Origin of the sequence: Paenibacillus contaminans, assembly GCF_003285015.1 — a bacterium.
GTDB lineage: Bacteria > Bacillota > Bacilli > Paenibacillales > NBRC-103111 > Paenibacillus_V > Paenibacillus_V contaminans.
Genome location: NZ_QMFB01000013.1, coordinates 165,837 through 181,615, shown reverse-complemented (window position 1 = coordinate 181,615; position 15,779 = coordinate 165,837). Strand labels below are relative to the sequence as shown.

The following is a 15,779-nucleotide window of genomic DNA, read 5'->3' as shown; positions in this document are numbered from 1 at the left end:
TATAAATCGAATGGAGCTTTGCAAAGCGAGGGAGGACGAACGGATGAACGAGCAATTAAACAGCCAGAAAGTCAGACAAATCAGCTTCGAGGGCGATGCCCTGCGCATGTCGATGGATTGGACGGTCGACGATCTGGACCGCGTTCAAGTCATGGTTGAAAGCACGGAGGGGCACAGCCATCCGAGCTCTTACCACTTAGGCGAATTGGTCAGCGAAATGGAGAAAGGCGTGCTGCAGCTCGGCGGCAAGCCGGCTGTATATACGACGACCGACATTTGCGACGGCGTGGCCCAGGCGCATGGCGGGATGCGTTATTCGCTCGCTTCCCGGGATATGATCGCCGGGATGGTGGAAATTCACGCGAAGGCGACCCCATTCGACGCAATGGTGCTGACCTCGGCGGGAGACAAAGCCGTTCCGGCCCATCTTGTTGCGATCGCGAGACTGAACATTCCGGCCGTTCATGTGCCTGGCGGCGCCATGGGCGCAGGGCCGTGCATGAAGTCGAACGAAGAGCTCTGGCATATGAGCGTGAAGGTCAGCGAGCAGTCGATGACCAAGGAAGAGTTTCTCGCGTTCCAGCGCGCCTGCTGTCCGACATGCGGGGCATGCCAATATATGGGCACGGCGGCGACGATGCAGGTTATGTCGGAAGCGCTCGGACTCGCATTGCCGTGGTCGGCTTTGATTCCGGCGACGAATGCGGAAATACGCCGCGCGGCGCGCGAGGCGGGCCAGCAGGTTATGCGTCTTGTGAAGGCCGATATCCGGCCGTCGGATATTTTGACGCGCAAGGCGTTCGAGAATGCGATTATGATCCATGCGGCGATCGGCGGCTCGCTTAATGCGGTCATGCATTTGATTGCGATAGCCAAAGAAGCGGGAATTGAAATCGATGCGGACCTGTTCGACAGCATTCATCGCCAAGTTCCCGTTCTGGTCGATACGAAAACGGCCGGCAAATACCCGACCGAGCTGTTCTGGTATGCAGGGGGCGTGCCGCAGGTTATGCTGGAGCTGCAGGATATGCTGCATTTGGACCAATTGACGGTGACAGGAAGAACGGTTGCAGAAAATCTGCAGGCGTATAAAGCAAGCGAAATGCCGCGTTTTGCGGAAATGTTCCTTGCCAACTATAAACTGAACCGGCGAGATGTCATTTATACGCTGAAGAAGCCGCTCAAGTCGGAAGGCGCGATGGCTTATCTGAAAGGCAACCTCGCAGAAGAGGGCTGCATCATCAAAACGACGGCGGTCGCTCCGGAGATGCATGTTCACGAAGGACCGGCGATCGTATTCGACGATGAAGCGACGGCGGTACAGGCTTACAAAGACAAAACGATCCAGCCAGGCGACGTCATTATTATCCGCTATCAAGGCCCGCGGGCTGCAGGGATGCCGGAAATGTTCTTTATGTCGGAGTTGATCGCATCCGATCCCGTATTGTCCAAGACGACCTCGCTCGTCACGGACGGCAGATTCTCGGGCGCGACGCGTGGCCCTTGCGTCGGCTACTTGTGTCCGGAAGCGATCGACGGCGGCACGATCGCACTAATCGCCAACGGCGATACCGTGCGCATCGATATCCCGAACCGTTCGATCGCGATTACCGGAATCGCCGGAGAAGCGCGGAGTGAGGAAGAAATCGCAGCCGTATTGGACGAGCGGCGTCAAGGCTGGCAGCGGCCGGACTTCAAGCATAAGGGCGTACTGGGTACCTACACCCGCTGCGCGAATCCGTCGCTGCAGGGCGGCGGCTTGGGCTGATTCGCCTGGAACGATAGCCCGCCGCCAGTCAGGCGGGAAAGTTAATCGATTGCAGCGTCTCGACCGGCGATACTAAATGGAAAAACTACATCTAGTTTTGAGCGGAAGGATGCAAATAGAGCATTAGCTGGAATTCATACAGTTATTTTTTGTGAAAATCCTCGTTTTCGGATAAAAACGCTAAAATAGATGTAGTTTTTCCAGCTAAATGCTCAAAACACCCTAAAAAGTGAAAAATAGATGTATGTTTTCCATTTAGCGTTTAGCCTTCAAATTGTCAGATCATAACCGGACTTTTGTCCAACTGATATGGAAGAAAATGCGGCATTCACGTAAAATCAGAGGAGTAACTTGCCTTTATACTTTTTCACACTTTGGTAGAACGATGGGAGAAGCGAACGCCATGAAATTGCGGAACAAAGTGGCCTTGGTTACCGGCGGGGCTACGGGGATCGGGAAGGCGGTTTGCCTTGCTTATGCCGCGGAAGGCGCCAAGGTTGTCGTCAACTACTGGAATACGCCGGTGGAAGCGGAGCAAGTCAGGGCTGCCATCATTGAATCCGGAGGCGAAGCGATCGTCCAGCAGGCGGATGTATCTAATGCAGCCGAGGTCGAGCGGATGATTCAAGCGATCGGAGAGATCTGGGGCGGTGTCGATATTGTCGTCAACAATGCCGGAATCTACCCGAACAAAACATGGTACGAGATCACCGAGGAAGAATGGGATCGTGTCATGAACGTCAATCTGAAATCGTGTTTTCTGATTTCCAAAGCAGTTTTCCCTTATATGAAAGAACGGAAATACGGTAAAATCATCAACGTCTCCTCGGTAACCTTTCTGAGAGGCCAAAAAGGCTTCGTGCACTACGTCGCCTCCAAGGGCGGCATCGTCGGGTTTACGCGCGCAATGGCGCGGGAGGTCGGCGAACATGGCATTACGGTTAACGCCATATCGCCCGGAGCGGTCAAGACGGAGCAGGAGATACTCACCTACGACGAGGAGCGTCTTGCGGAATCGGCCGCTTACTTGGCGAAGGAGCAATGCTTTGCCCGGCGCCAGCTTCCCTCCGACATGGTCGGCGGCTTTGTTTTCCTCGCTTCGCCCGACAGCGATTTTATTACCGGCCAGCTGCTTAATATCGACGGCGGCTGGGTCATGCACTAATTTTGTACGTACAAGAAAACCGCCGTCCGGATCGCAGGTAGCGATCGGACGGCGGTTTTCTGGTTTATGCCGGAAAACAAACCTTGGAAGCAGCTAGAAGCCTGCTATAGTCTGAGATGATAGAGCAGTCACAACCGTACTTTATATCGCTAGAATTGCTTCCATTAGAAAATCCGCCATGCACGTCGCAACTGCTATCCCCAATGCTTCTCCAGCGCATCCTCGCTGCGGGCGAAACCGTTTCTTTCATAAAAAGGAACGCTGCCGCTGCTTGGCCAGAGGATTAGAAATTCGACTTCGTTTTGCATGGACCATTGCTCCAAGGCCGAGTGGATTTTAGCCCCGATCCCAAGACTTCTGTGACTTGGCCGCGTATAAACGTTCGTTACGTATCCGAAATATGGATCGGGCGATTTTCCAGGACGCGGCACTTTGCGGATAAGCTGCAAATACATGTGTGAAACCAATCCGCCTTCCGCTTCCGCAACCCAGATGAACCAGCTGCCGCTCTCTATTGCCTTTTCTAAAAACGAGCTGCAAACGGCATGAAACTCCCCGAAGCTTTCCGAATGATCGGTGACACCCTCCAGCGAAAAGTCCCAGCGCATTTGTACAAGCTCATCGATGTCATGGATCGTGGCCAGCCGAACGTCGATCTCCATCGTTCATCCCCCCAACCATTTGATTTGCGAATCATCATCCAGTAAATTTGCAGCTATGAATAGGAGAACATTTCCATACCATCGTACATGATTGGCTGCCGGAATTATACTGCGTTCCTTAAAAGTTTTTTGAAGGCGGTTGACGACATTTACACAGCTCCCATAACAGGTTCTCCGCACACTGCCGTACCCAATATAACCCAAGTGAGGGCGCGATCTCTTCGTATATTTTTTGTATAAATTATGTCATAATGGAATAATCAAATAGGACGGAAACACCGGTCGGACGAAGGGGGGAATGAGGATGCAGCGGCGGCTTATCGACCGTTTCGGTCGCGTGCACGATTATTTGCGCATTTCGGTGACGGATAAATGCAATTTGCGCTGCGTTTATTGCATGCCTGAGGAAGGGATGGAGTTTGCGCCTGATGAACGGACGCTTACGTTTGAGGAGATTTACGAGGTCGTTCGCGTGCTTGCCGGACTCGGTGTCCGCAAGCTTCGGCTGACCGGGGGAGAGCCCCTCGTCCGCAAAAACCTCGAGCAGCTTGTCGGCAAGCTTTCCGCGATTCCGGGCATTGAAGATATTGCGCTTACGACGAACGGGATATTTTTTGCGGGGAAAGCGGAGCAGCTCCGGGCTGCAGGGCTGACCCGCGTTAATATTAGTCTGGATTCGCTGCGAGCAGACCGGTTTGCGCTTATCACGCGCGGCGGCGATATCCGTAAGGTACTGGACAGCCTCGAAGCGGCTTACCGCGTCGGACTCGATCCGATTAAGATTAATGTCGTGCTTATGCGCGGGCTGAACGACGATGAAATCGACGATTTCCTCAAGCTGACGCTGGAGCGCAAGCTTCATGTACGATTTATCGAATATATGCCGATCGGTCATGACGACGACGGCTGGCGAAATAAATACGTGCCGCTCAGCACCGTGCTGGAGCGATGCGAAGCGAACGGTTGGCGTGCGGCGCAATCGGAAACGGTGTACGGAAACGGTCCGTCGCAAAATTACCGGATCGAAGGGGCGGCAGGCGCCTTCGGATTGATCCATCCGGTCAGCGACCACTTTTGCCAGACCTGCAACAGGCTGCGTTTGACCGCGGACGGCAACATCAAACCTTGCTTGTATTGGTCCGACGAATTTAACGTGCGTCCGCTGATCGGCGATGACCGGGCGGTGGAGGATTTGTTTTTCAGGGCGCTCGACATTAAGCCGGAAAATCACGAAATGGCGGAAGCGCTGAAGCAGCAGGGCCAATCGCACACGCCGACGATCAGGCGCATGTCGCAAATCGGGGGGTAAGACGGAATAGCGTCCCCAAAAAGAAGCCTCGAGCTCCTCAACAACAGTTGAGCTCGAGGCTTTGTTCTATTAATAGCGCACTGGCGCATTACGCTGAACTTATCGTTATCACGGGTGAAACGTTGACAAGCGGCTAATTCGCGCATCGTTTGCCCGGTTTGCTTCGCTACCCCGAGCGTGAAGCAGCCTTCTATTCAACGGTTATTGCTTCGCTACCTCGAGGGTGAAGCAGCCTTCTATTCACGGTTATTGCTTCGCTACGTCGAGCTGATCACAGCCTTCTATGTCAGCGGTTATTCCGTCGGTACGTCGCTCGTTTGCTTGAACTGAGCGATTTTGTCCTGCAGCTTTGCGCTTGCTTCCTCATTGGCGGGCAGCGCCTTGGAGGATAACACGGAAGGAACGATATATTCGTCAATCAGCTTATCCATGAAAAAGCTGTCGCTGTTGTCGGCCGTAAAAGCGAGTACGAGATTTTGGGCCGGCACGACGACTATGCGCTGACCGCCTGAGCCGGTCGCCGAATACATCTCGTATTTTTTGTCGGCCGGAACGGCATTGCCTTTGGAACGAAGCCACCACAAGTAGCCGTAGCCGCGCATCGTGCCGTCCTTGAAGTTTTCTCCGACGTAACCGGTCGTTGCCTTCGTCACCCAGTCCTTCGGTACGACCGCATTTCCTTCCCATTTGCCGTTGTTCAGGATCAGGTAACCGAATTTGGCCATATCGCGAGTAGTCATCTGAAGACCCCATGCTCCGTTAGGCTGATTTTGCGGGTCGTTATCCCAGCTCACGTCGGTAATCCCGAGCGGCTTGAACAAAACTTCCTTCGCGTATTCGAAAATGTTTTTGCCCGTCGCTTTTTGCAGAATCGGCGACAGCAGATGGGCGTTGCCGTTGCTGTATGCAAATTGGGTTCCCGGATCTCCCGTCATCGGCTGGGATGTAATGTACTCGATCCAGTTCGGACTGTTTATCATATCCTTGGACGATTTTTCTTCTTCGTTGCTCCAAGAGAGGCCGGAAGTCATCGTCATCAGGTGCTTGAGCAGGATCGTTTGCTTGCGCGTATCCGGGTCCTGGGCAAGCTCTGGAAAATAAGAGTAAGCAGGCTCGTCCACGCTGCCGATTTTCCCTTGCTGAATCGCGATTCCCATAAGGGTCGACGTCACGCTTTTGGTTACGGAAAGCACGTCTTGCTTCTGATCCTGTTCGGTGCTGCTGTTGTAGGCCTCAGCTACGATATACCCGTTTCGGGCGATCAGCATACTGTGAAGATTTTGACCGGCAAGCGCATCGAACATGGCGGCGAGCTTGGCCGAATCCATGCCCTGCTCTTCCGGTGAGGATGTTTTCCAGCCTGTCGTCGGCCAGTAATCCGGCTTTTTGGCCATGACCGTCGTATTTAAATAGAAGACGGCGACCCCTGCGCAAACGAGCGCGATCGCAGCAATCAAGATGATGCGGCCTGTTTTTTTCGGTTCCTCTCTAACGTACATGAGTAGCGGGTTTCCTCCTTCGCGCCCCACGCCAAAATGAACGGAACCGCCCCAAAAGACAGTTCCGTGCATCAGGCGAGAGGGAATCTTTTCTCCTCCAAGGCAATTCTCTCTTCTATCTCTATCTATTTATGTACTCATTATAAAAAGCGGGTAGGCCGGGTACCTTAAATTAAGATTATAATTTCTAGGAAATGTAGATAACGCTATAAATCTGACAAATAGAAACGCCTGCGGGAATAAAAAAAACGCACCCTCCAAGTGGAAGATGCGTCGCATGTCATGATTGCTTATAGAGCCGATCCGCCGAAAATAAAGCGGTATTCCCAATGCTTCCCGGCAAGGTTGTCGATGCGCACGCCGCCGGATTCCTTGGAGTAGGTATGCAGGATTTGGCCGTTGCCGAGGTAGATGGCCACATGCGTAATCCGCTGCGAAGCTTTGTTGATGCCGGCATAGCTGGATGCTTTGGAGCCTTTGTACGACATGAAGAACAAGAGGTCTCCGCGCTTTAAATTATGCCAGTCCGTTGTCGTTTTGCCGACTTGCTTGACGTATTCGCCCTGACTGCGCGAATCGCCGGGCAAGCGGAGGTTCAGGCCGTTCAAGAAAGCTTGGCGGACCAAATCGGAGCAATCCATGGTCGTATTGTCGTACCGGCTCGAGCCGTATTCGTAAGGCGTTCCGAGAAATTTCATGCCGGCGGCGATCATTTTCTCAACGGATTGACTGGATGGAACCTGTACCGGAGGCTCGGGAGTAGGCGTCGGCGTTGTAGAATCGGTTTTGATATAGGAAGAGCTTGTGCTGACGTATCCGAGTTTGCCGTTTTTGTCCTGGATTTTATACCAGTAGCTGTTCACCTTTTGCAAAATAAGCACCGGCTCGCCGGCTTGCAAATATCGGATGCGGCTCGCATCCGTCGAAGGCCCCGTGCGGAACGAAACGGATTTGACGATGGTTGCGTTAGGATCGTCCTGGAATACGGCTTCCTCGTTATCGTCCTCTTCGGAACCGAACAACTCAATGTATTGATCGCTTGTGCTGACATATCCGGTTACGCCGGCACTGTCGATCGCTTTGTACCAGTAGCTGTTCACTTTATCGACGACGGTGATTCGTTCGCCTTCCTTCAAAAAGCGGATGCGTGCGTCGTTTGTTGAAGGGCCTTTGCGGAACGATACGCTGGCGACGACTTCGGCGTTTGCTTTGCCGCTCGATTGGCCTGTCGAAGGGGCGGTATTGGTTTTTAGGGTTATGTAAGTCTGTGACGAAGATATGTATCCGGTCTTGCCGTTGCCGTCTTTGACGTGAAGCCAATAGCTGTTCGGCTTGTCGATTACGGTTACGGTCTCGCCTTTCTGTAAGTAACGTATTCGTTCACCCGAAGTGGACGGCTTCTCTCTGAAGCTGACGGATTGAACGACGGTGGCGGTTTGCGTTGTTGTCGATTGCGCCAGTGCTTGAATCGGCATCATGCTGAAACAAAGGGTACCGGCGATGACCAGCTTGGCCATGTTTTTCCTCATTGTGTAGCGCCTCCTATTATGTTGTTTCAGACCGCGGCCGCGCGGGCATACGGTCGTGCACAGCCTAGTAAAATGCTTGTAACTGGGCGATTTCCCATCAAAATCTACTAGACTTCTAGAACGATCATAGCATAGGCGGCAGACGAATTTTAGCTGAAAAATATACCAGTCGGCGGTTCGTGTGTAATATAATGGAAATATTCGATGCGGACTTTGTACGTAACGTCAAATCGTTATCCGGCGTTTTGACGTGTATAATGGATACTAAAAATAGGACGCGGCATGCGGCGACGAAAGGATGAGACAAATGGAGGAAATTGCTATCAGACGGCTGAAAAGCGAGGAAATGACCGAGAGCTTGCGGTTGTCGCAGTTTGCGTTTCAATATTCGCTGACGCCGGAGCAAGTTGAGGAACGATTGAAGTATTTCAAGGCGGAGCATGTTTGGGGATATTTCATAAACGGGCGTCTTGCGGCCAAAATGGCGGTTTATCCGATGCGCACATGGCTGAACGGAAAACGTGTCGAGATGGGCGGTGTGGCAAGCGTGGCAACCTGGCCGGAATACAGGCGCCAGGGGATGGTCGGCAAGCTTCTTCGGCGGGGGCTCGAAGCGATGCGGGAGAACGGTCAGCTTGTTTCGTTCCTGCACCCGTTTTCGTTTTCGTTCTACCGTAAATTCGGCTGGGAGCTTTATATCGAGTACAAAACATACACGCTGGAAACCTCCAAGCTGCCCGCGTTTGCCGATCCCGGCGGACATATGGAAACGACCTCGGACATCGCTCTGCTGAATCGGATCTACGAAGCGTACGCCGTCGGCTACAACGGCATGCTGATGCGCGACGAGGCGTGGTGGAGACGCAATCTGTTCGAATCCAAGCCCGGTATAGCGGCTGTCTATTATAATGGGGAGGGCGTGCCCGCCGGATACGTATACTATCAGGTCCGGAATTTTGAGATGACCGTTCACGATATGGCATTTTTGGACGAGCAGGCGCGCAAAGGGCTTTGGCGGTTTCTCGCGAACCATGACTCGATGATGAAAAGCGTCGTGATGAGGGCGCCGGTTGACGATCCTTTGCCTTTTATGCTCGATGACCCCAAAATCAAACAGGAAATCGTTCCGTATTTTATGGCGCGCATCGTCGACGTACAAGCGCTGCTGCAGCAGTATCCGTTTGTCCCGGGTGCGAAGAGGCAGCTGCTGCTGGAGATAAACGACGCCCATGCGGCGTGGAACGACGGCGTTTTCGCCGTGCAGATCGACGAAGCGGGGAAGGCGTCTGTCGAACGGCTTGAGAAAGGAAAGCTGTCCTCGGAAGCGGCTTTCGCAGGCGGAGGGGAAACGAAACGAATCGCTTGCGGGATCGGCACGCTGAGCGCAATGCTGATGGGTTATATGAGGCCGGCACGGCTTCACGCGCTCGGCCGTTTGAACGGCAGCACGGAGGATGTGGCGATATGGGAAGCCTCACTGCCGGTACGGACGACATTTTTGGCCGACTACTTCTAATGGATGGAATGGCTGAATTCCAGGCCGGAAGTCTGTCCTTACGTTGAGGGAGCCGTTTGAGTACGACAAGTCTATAATAACGGCCGGTTTCTGCGAGGGTTTGCAGGCTCGGCCGTTTTTTACGAGCAGGGTGTATCCGGTGATCTTCTATGAAACTTGCAACCGTTCCGCTTATGTTTTTCGTTTGAGATTAAGGACGGCGGGCAACAATGGTTACTAGAATCGGAAAGCTCGGCTTTTCGGGAAGTTTCGGAAACGTTCTAGGAGGAACCATGGAAGAGATAGGGATCACACTGGCGCGGACGCTGGCCGGGTTTTCGGTATTGCTGTTGATGACGCGTCTGCTGGGCAAAAAGCAGCTCGGTCAACTGACGTATTTTACCTATATTACAGGTATTGCGCTCGGGAATATTGCCGGAGATATGGTTGTGCATCGGGATATAACCATGACGTCCGGCATAACCGGCTTGGTCGCTTGGGCTTTATTGTCGATAGCGATGGAGCTCATCGCTCTCAAATCTTCGAGAGCGCGCGTGCTGCTTGACGGCGAGCCCAGCATCGTAGTCAAAAAAGGGGTCATTCAAGATCGGGTACTTGCCCGGCTCCGCCTGAACATGGACGATTTGAGCATGCTGCTGCGCAATAACCAGGTATTCAGCGTTAAGGAAGTGGAGTATGCGATTCTGGAGCCGAACGGGCAGCTTAGCGTGTTGAAAAAGCCGGAGCAGGAAACCGTGACGAAAAGCGATTTGTCCTTGCAGCCGTCCAAACGGAAGTACGTACCGACCGAGATGATTGTCGACGGGAAAATCGTCCGCAAAAACTTGCAGGAGCTTCAACTGTCGCGCGAATGGCTGGAGGGCGAGCTCCGCGAGGCCGGAATCGAGTCGGTCGAGGACGTGTTTTTCGCCGAGCTGCAAAGCGACGGCTCTTTGTATGTAACGAAACGGAGCGGTAACGGACTGCATTAGGGCGGTGAACCTAAGGCTCCCGAGTACAGGCCCGGCGAATTCCCGGCGGTCGGCGTTTTCGATCGTCGATACGGGAATCGCCGGGCCTCTTTTATAATATAAGACTTGGGGCAAGCTTGAGGTCTTAGTCCTGCTCCCCCGTGGGTCGGACGGCTGCCCCGACTTAGGTCCAGGTGCAAAAACCGCCGCCGGTCCGTTTTGGCAAATCCCGAATCAGTCTAGAATAAGGACATAAGCAAGCGAGACATAAACGAAAGGCGGTGAACGAAAATGAGATTGAATCGAAACGGCGGCTTCGCACTTTTCCTGATCGCCTGCGGCGCGCTGATCCTGCTGGATAAAGTCGGTTTTGGTTTCGGTTGGCTGATGGGTTACCTGATCCCGATCGCGATGGTCGGACTCGGCTTCTACGGAATGAAAAACGGCAAAACGTTTATCGGATTGGCACTTATGGTGGTCGGCGCGATTATCCTGCTTGGGAAATTCTCCGGAATCATCGGCGTTCTGATCGCGATCGCGCTTATCGCATACGGCGTATCCCGGCTTAAGAACAATGCAACCTATTAAACAACGCAAACACATAGGATAAAGAAGGTTCGTAAATACAATCGGGCAAAAACCTGGGCTCCCCGCAAGGGCAAATCGCTTGGCTTTCCGGGGATCAGTTGAAGGAGGATAAGCAATGAGCATACTACGACGAATGCGTGACATGACGGTCGCTACCTTAAACGAGCGGCTCGAGCAATCCGAAGATCCGGTCCGCTTGATCGATCGCTACCTGATCGAGCAGCGGCAGCACATTCAAGAAGCCGAGAGGCTTTACACACAAGCGATGCATCACGCTCAAACGCTGCGGCAGCATTATTTGACCGCCGAGCAGTATAAAGAGAAACGCGAGCAGCAAGCGCTGGTAGCCTTGAAAGCCGGCGAAGACGAAGTGGCGCGGCTTGCCCTGCACGAGAAAATGCAGCACGAGGAGAAAAGCAACCAATACCGCGAGCTCTACGAACAGAGCAAGCAAGCGATTCTCGAGCTGGAGGATCAACTGCGGCAGCTGAAAGCCGATCACGACGAAGTCGCGGCCAAGCGCAGCTACTACATGGCTCGCATCGAAACGGCCCGTCTGCAGCAGCGGATGAACAACTACATGGGGTCTACCGGCTTCAATCCGACCCCGCGCATGTTCAACCGTTTGGAGGATCGTGTGTCCGACATGGAGATGGAAGCAAGATCGCTCAGCGATCTGCGTAAAATCGGCCGGGAAGCGATGCTGCAGGTCGGCATGACGCTGAACACCGCTCTCGACCAAGAATTGAACAAACTTAAACAAAAGCTTGAAAAGGAAGGCTGGTCGTCGAAATGAGAAAACTGTACCGTTCCCGCAGGGACAGCAAGCTGACAGGTTTGTGCGGAGGACTGGCGGAAATGTTGAATGTCGATCCGACACTGCTGCGGCTTATCGTTGTGGCAACGGCGATCTTCTCGGGCGGCGCTCCCGTCATCTTCCTGTACATTATCGCAAGCATAGTGATTCCGAAGGAGCCGCAATTTCCGGGAATGTTCCCGCCGAACGGCAATCCGTTCGGTCCGGGGCCGGCGCAGCCGCCGATGTACGGCAGCCAGCCGATGCAGCCTCCGGTAAGCAGCTATGGCTACGGAGCCCCTGCAGCCGCGCATCAGCCGCAGCCGTCGGCCGCGCCGAAAGCAAGCCAATCCAATCAGGAATTGGATGAAATGATGAAAGACATCGAGCAAAAAGCAATGCGCAAAGAACTTGACGAACTTCGGGCCAAACTGGCCAAATACGAGAAGGGAGAATAAAACAATGGGCGTATTTACACGAATTAAGGATATGACGAAAGCATCGATCAACGAAGTACTGGACAAGGTGGAAGATCCGATCATTATGCTCAACCAATACATCCGCGACATGGAGGAAGAAATCGCACAAGCGGAAGTAACGGTCGCCAAGCAAATCGCCAACGAGCGCAAGCTTCAGCAGCGCCTGCAGGAGTCGATCAAGCTGTCGGCGGAGCGCGAAGTACAAGCGGGCAACGCACTCAAGAACGGTCACGAAGAGGCCGCTCGCCAAGTGCTGGAAGAGAAGCTGTATCACGACCAGAAGGTTGCCGAATACACCGATATGCATCTTCAATCGAAACAGCAAGCTGAGGAATTGGTGCAGCAGCTGCACGAAATGAAAGGCGAGTACTACAAATTGCGCAACAAGCGCAGCGAGCTCGTATCCCGTGCCCAGCTGGCCAAAGCGAAGAAGCAAATGGCGCAAGTGACGTCGACGAACACGATCGAATCCGGCCATGCCGCACGCGGCTTCCACCGTATGGAAGAGAAAATCATCCAAATGGAAGTGGAAGCGGAAATCTCCCGCAAGCCTTACGTGCCGACCGGCGCAAGCTATGCATCGGCCGCAGGATATACGGCGTACGCACCGGTCGATCCGGTTAAGCAGCAGCGCGTCGACGAGCAACTTCAACTGCTCAAAAGCAAGCTTGGCGTAAACGAGCCGCAAGCTGCGCAAACTTCCCAAGAACAAGAGTAAACGATCTTACTGAAAAAGCGCTTTGAGCGCAGGAAAAATTATGATATGCTAGCGAGTGACCAAGTTAGAAGCCATAGGGTAACGACTCTATGGCTTTTCTTCCCATTGGAACGTCAGGCAAGCCGAACGATTTGCGACAAGGAGGTGCGGCAATGAACGAATCAAAACGGTACAACAAACGAAATACTTACATGGTTTTGATCGCCGCCGGCGTCTTTCTGCTCGTGAACAAGGCGTTCGGCGTTTACATTGTCGTGGCCTTGAGCTCGATGATATTGGGGCTTCACAATATCGTGACGCAGTCGGGGAAGAAAGGATATATTCTTCTTGCGATCGGCGCGATCATCATTTTAGGCAATAATTTTCCGCTGGTCATCGCCATTATTTTGCTGTCTTTCGGCTTTTTTTATTTGCGGTCCAAGAAGATGCACCCGGATGATTCCTACATCCAGAAGCATAAGCTGATGGAAAGCATGAAATGGGACAAATCGCCGTGGGTGCTCAAAAACATGAGCGTATGGAACATCATCGGCGAGGTCAACATGGATTTATCGCTTGCGATACCCGAGCAGAAGGAATCGGTCGTTATTCTGCAAGGCATTATCGGCGATATCGATATTGTGGTTCCCGAAGATATGGGCGTGTCCGTACAGAGCTCGCTTATGTTCGGGCAAGTCGATGTAGCGCGGGAGAAGGAAGCCGGCCTGCTGAACAAAGTGGCTTGGCAGTCCCCGAATTATGAGACCAGCGAACAAAAAGTGAAACTGATCGTCTCCTATATCGTAGGAGATGTAGACATAAAAGTGATGTAAGCCAGTCCCGCAAAGCTTTCGCCGCCGTCGAACGGCATACGGATCATGCATCCGTCCCGTAGCTTACGATAAAGCCCGAGCTCGGCATCCGGTGCCGGATTTCGGGATTTTGGCCGCTTTGCGGGGCTGTAACGTCGAATATATTCGGGTATTTGTTTATACCCGGGAACATAGAGAATTTAGATCGGCCGGGAAGGAGAGACAGGGATGAACCGCAAGCTGACCAATATGATTTGGCGCAACATGGGAGAGTCCATACTTCTCTGCCTTTTTTTATTTGGCGTCGTCATATACATTTTATCCTCCGGCGGATTTTTGCGTCCGTTCGAGACGTGGCAGGTCGGGGTTAAAATAAGTCTGATGCTGATCGGCATCGTGGTAACGGCCGGTGCCGCGTTCGGCTACTGGTATACGAACAGGGTGATCCGCAGACTCGATCAATTGCGCGAAGCGATGTTATACTTGGAGAAGGGAAATTTGTCGCGGACGATTCCGCCTCTCGGCGAGGACGAGATCGGAAGGCTGGGCGAGCAGCTTGGGCGCATCAGTCAAAAATGGGAGGAGCAAATCAATTCGCTACAGAGGCTGTCGAACGATAACGCGCAGCTTGCCGAGAAGGCGCGCTATTCTGCGGTAATCGAAGAAAGGCAGCGGCTGGCGCGGGATTTGCACGATGCGGTCAGCCAGCAGCTTTTTGCCATCTCGATGACGGCAACGGCGGTGGCCCGGACGCTGGAGAAGGATTTTGATAAAGCCAAGCGGCAAATTCAGCTGATCGAGGAAATGTCCGCGGTCGCCCAATCGGAGATGCGTGCGCTTCTTTTGCACTTGCGGCCCGTTCACCTTGAGGGCAAGCGTCTTGCCCAAGCGCTGCTCGAGCTGCTGCAGGAGCTTCAAGCGAAGGTGCCGATTGAGATTGACTGGGAAATGGACGAGGCGATCCAGCTTGCCAAAGGAATCGAGGATCATCTGTTCCGGATCGTGCAAGAAGCGCTGTCGAATGCGCTGCGGCATTCCAAGGCGTCGAAGCTGGAAATCCGGCTTGTACGTCCTGCGTCCGATGCGGTGCGGCTCGTAATTCGCGACAACGGGGTAGGCTTCGAGCTGGACGCCCAGAAGCATGCTTCATACGGGCTCGTATCGATGAAGGAACGGGTGAATGAAATCGGCGGCTCGATCAACTTGGTTACCGCTCCGGACAAAGGGACGAGAATCGACATCAGAATTCCGATTACCGTCCAGGTTACGGCCGGGGAACAGGCTCCCGTCCCGGAGCATGCAGGTGCAGCCGATTAAAATGCTCATAATACCGGAAGGGAGATGTACAAGCTGATGGATACGCCGATTAAGGTGCTTTTGGTAGACGATCATGAGATGGTGCGGATCGGGCTTGCCGCCGTACTCGGAACGGAAGACGGCATCGAGGTGGTGGGCGAAGCGGGGAGCGGCGCGGAAGGCATAAAGCTGGCGCTGGAATACAGACCGGACGTTGTGCTGATGGATCTTGTGATGGACGGCATGGACGGGATCGAGACGACGCGGCGCCTGCTTCAGCAGCATCCCGACTGCAAGGTCATCGTGCTCACCAGCTTTCTTGACGATGAGAAAATGTACCCTGTCATCGAAGCCGGGGCATTCAGCTATTTGCTTAAAACCTCGCGGGCAAGCGAGATCGCGCAAGCCATTCGTTCGGCGGCGAAAGGACAGCCTGTGCTGGAAGCCCAAGTTGCGACGAAAATGATGAACCGGTTCCGCCAGCCCAAGCAGGAGGCGCTGCCGCATGAGGATTTGACCGAGCGCGAGATGGAGGTGCTTCGTCTGATTGCCCGCGGGAAGTCGAATCAGGACGTAGCCGACGACCTGTTTATCGGGGTTAAGACGGTCAAGTTTCATGTAACGAACATCCTCGCCAAGCTGGGTGTTGAGGATCGTACGCAAGCAGCCATTTACGCCTTCAAGAACGGCTTGGCGGAATAGCTGCTTTCGAT

Annotated in this window: 15 protein-coding genes; 12 read left to right on the top strand and 3 right to left on the bottom strand. The window is 53.5% G+C overall.

Annotation, left to right across the window (positions count from 1 at the left end):
• Positions 1–43 precede the first annotated feature (43 nt).
• Both ilvD and DQG23_RS22030 read left to right on the top strand, forming a co-directional pair.
• Positions 44–1,768 (top strand): dihydroxy-acid dehydratase, encoded by a 1,725-nt coding sequence (gene ilvD / locus DQG23_RS22035; protein ID WP_113033041.1) that lies wholly within the window; start codon positions 44–46, stop codon positions 1,766–1,768.
• A gap of 403 nt (positions 1,769–2,171) precedes the next feature.
• Positions 2,172–2,933, top strand: coding sequence for an SDR family NAD(P)-dependent oxidoreductase (locus tag DQG23_RS22030; RefSeq protein ID WP_158560635.1), 762 nt, complete (start codon positions 2,172–2,174; stop codon positions 2,931–2,933).
• Between the two features lie 194 nt (positions 2,934–3,127).
• Here DQG23_RS22030 and DQG23_RS22025 read toward each other — a convergent pair whose 3' ends face one another.
• Positions 3,128–3,595 carry a GNAT family N-acetyltransferase gene (locus DQG23_RS22025; protein ID WP_113033039.1) on the bottom strand — a complete coding sequence of 156 codons (468 nt, stop codon included), beginning with the start codon at positions 3,593–3,595 and terminating at the stop codon, positions 3,128–3,130.
• Between the two features lie 304 nt (positions 3,596–3,899).
• Between DQG23_RS22025 and moaA the strand changes: the two genes are divergently transcribed.
• On the top strand, positions 3,900–4,904 hold the full coding sequence (moaA, locus tag DQG23_RS22020) for a GTP 3',8-cyclase MoaA (RefSeq protein WP_113033038.1): 1,005 nt from the start codon (positions 3,900–3,902) through the stop codon (positions 4,902–4,904).
• A 293-nt stretch (positions 4,905–5,197) separates the two neighbouring features.
• Here the strand turns inward: moaA and DQG23_RS22015 are convergent, their stop codons facing one another.
• Both DQG23_RS22015 and DQG23_RS22010 read right to left on the bottom strand, forming a co-directional pair.
• Positions 5,198–6,403, bottom strand: coding sequence for a serine hydrolase domain-containing protein (locus tag DQG23_RS22015; RefSeq protein ID WP_158560634.1), 1,206 nt, complete (start codon positions 6,401–6,403; stop codon positions 5,198–5,200).
• Positions 6,404–6,693: 290 nt separating this feature from the next.
• Positions 6,694–7,932, bottom strand: a complete 1,239-nt coding sequence (locus DQG23_RS22010) for a C40 family peptidase (protein ID WP_113033036.1) — start codon at positions 7,930–7,932, stop codon at positions 6,694–6,696.
• A gap of 307 nt (positions 7,933–8,239) precedes the next feature.
• On the opposite strand from DQG23_RS22010, the gene DQG23_RS22005 reads away from it, so the two are divergent.
• The 9 genes from DQG23_RS22005 (at position 8,240) to DQG23_RS21965 (ending at position 15,768) form a co-directional block, all read left to right on the top strand.
• On the top strand, positions 8,240–9,448 hold the full coding sequence (locus DQG23_RS22005) for a GNAT family N-acetyltransferase (protein ID WP_113033035.1): 1,209 nt from the start codon (positions 8,240–8,242) through the stop codon (positions 9,446–9,448).
• 272 nt (positions 9,449–9,720) lie between these two features.
• Entirely contained in the window at positions 9,721–10,419 is a 699-nt protein-coding gene (locus tag DQG23_RS22000; protein WP_113033034.1) for a YetF domain-containing protein, read from the top strand.
• 270 nt (positions 10,420–10,689) lie between these two features.
• Complete coding sequence (locus DQG23_RS21995; protein ID WP_113033033.1) at positions 10,690–10,986, top strand: LiaF transmembrane domain-containing protein; 297 nt, start codon at positions 10,690–10,692, stop codon at positions 10,984–10,986.
• Between the two features lie 115 nt (positions 10,987–11,101).
• Positions 11,102–11,782: a PspA/IM30 family protein gene (locus DQG23_RS21990; protein ID WP_113033032.1), complete on the top strand. Its 681-nt coding sequence runs from the start codon at positions 11,102–11,104 to the stop codon at positions 11,780–11,782.
• Positions 11,779–12,240 carry a PspC domain-containing protein gene (locus DQG23_RS21985; RefSeq protein WP_113033031.1) on the top strand — a complete coding sequence of 154 codons (462 nt, stop codon included), beginning with the start codon at positions 11,779–11,781 and terminating at the stop codon, positions 12,238–12,240. Before DQG23_RS21990 ends, DQG23_RS21985 begins: the two co-directional genes overlap by 4 nt.
• Positions 12,241–12,244: 4 nt before the next feature.
• Entirely contained in the window at positions 12,245–12,979 is a 735-nt protein-coding gene (locus DQG23_RS21980) for a PspA/IM30 family protein (protein ID WP_113033030.1), read from the top strand.
• A gap of 152 nt (positions 12,980–13,131) precedes the next feature.
• Complete coding sequence (gene liaF / locus DQG23_RS21975) at positions 13,132–13,791, top strand: cell wall-active antibiotics response protein LiaF (RefSeq protein WP_113033029.1); 660 nt, start codon at positions 13,132–13,134, stop codon at positions 13,789–13,791.
• 207 nt (positions 13,792–13,998) lie between these two features.
• Positions 13,999–15,087, top strand: a complete 1,089-nt coding sequence (locus DQG23_RS21970; RefSeq protein WP_113033028.1) for a sensor histidine kinase — start codon at positions 13,999–14,001, stop codon at positions 15,085–15,087.
• Between the two features lie 36 nt (positions 15,088–15,123).
• Positions 15,124–15,768, top strand: a complete 645-nt coding sequence (locus DQG23_RS21965) for a response regulator (RefSeq protein WP_113033103.1) — start codon at positions 15,124–15,126, stop codon at positions 15,766–15,768.
• Positions 15,769–15,779: the final 11 nt, after the last annotated feature.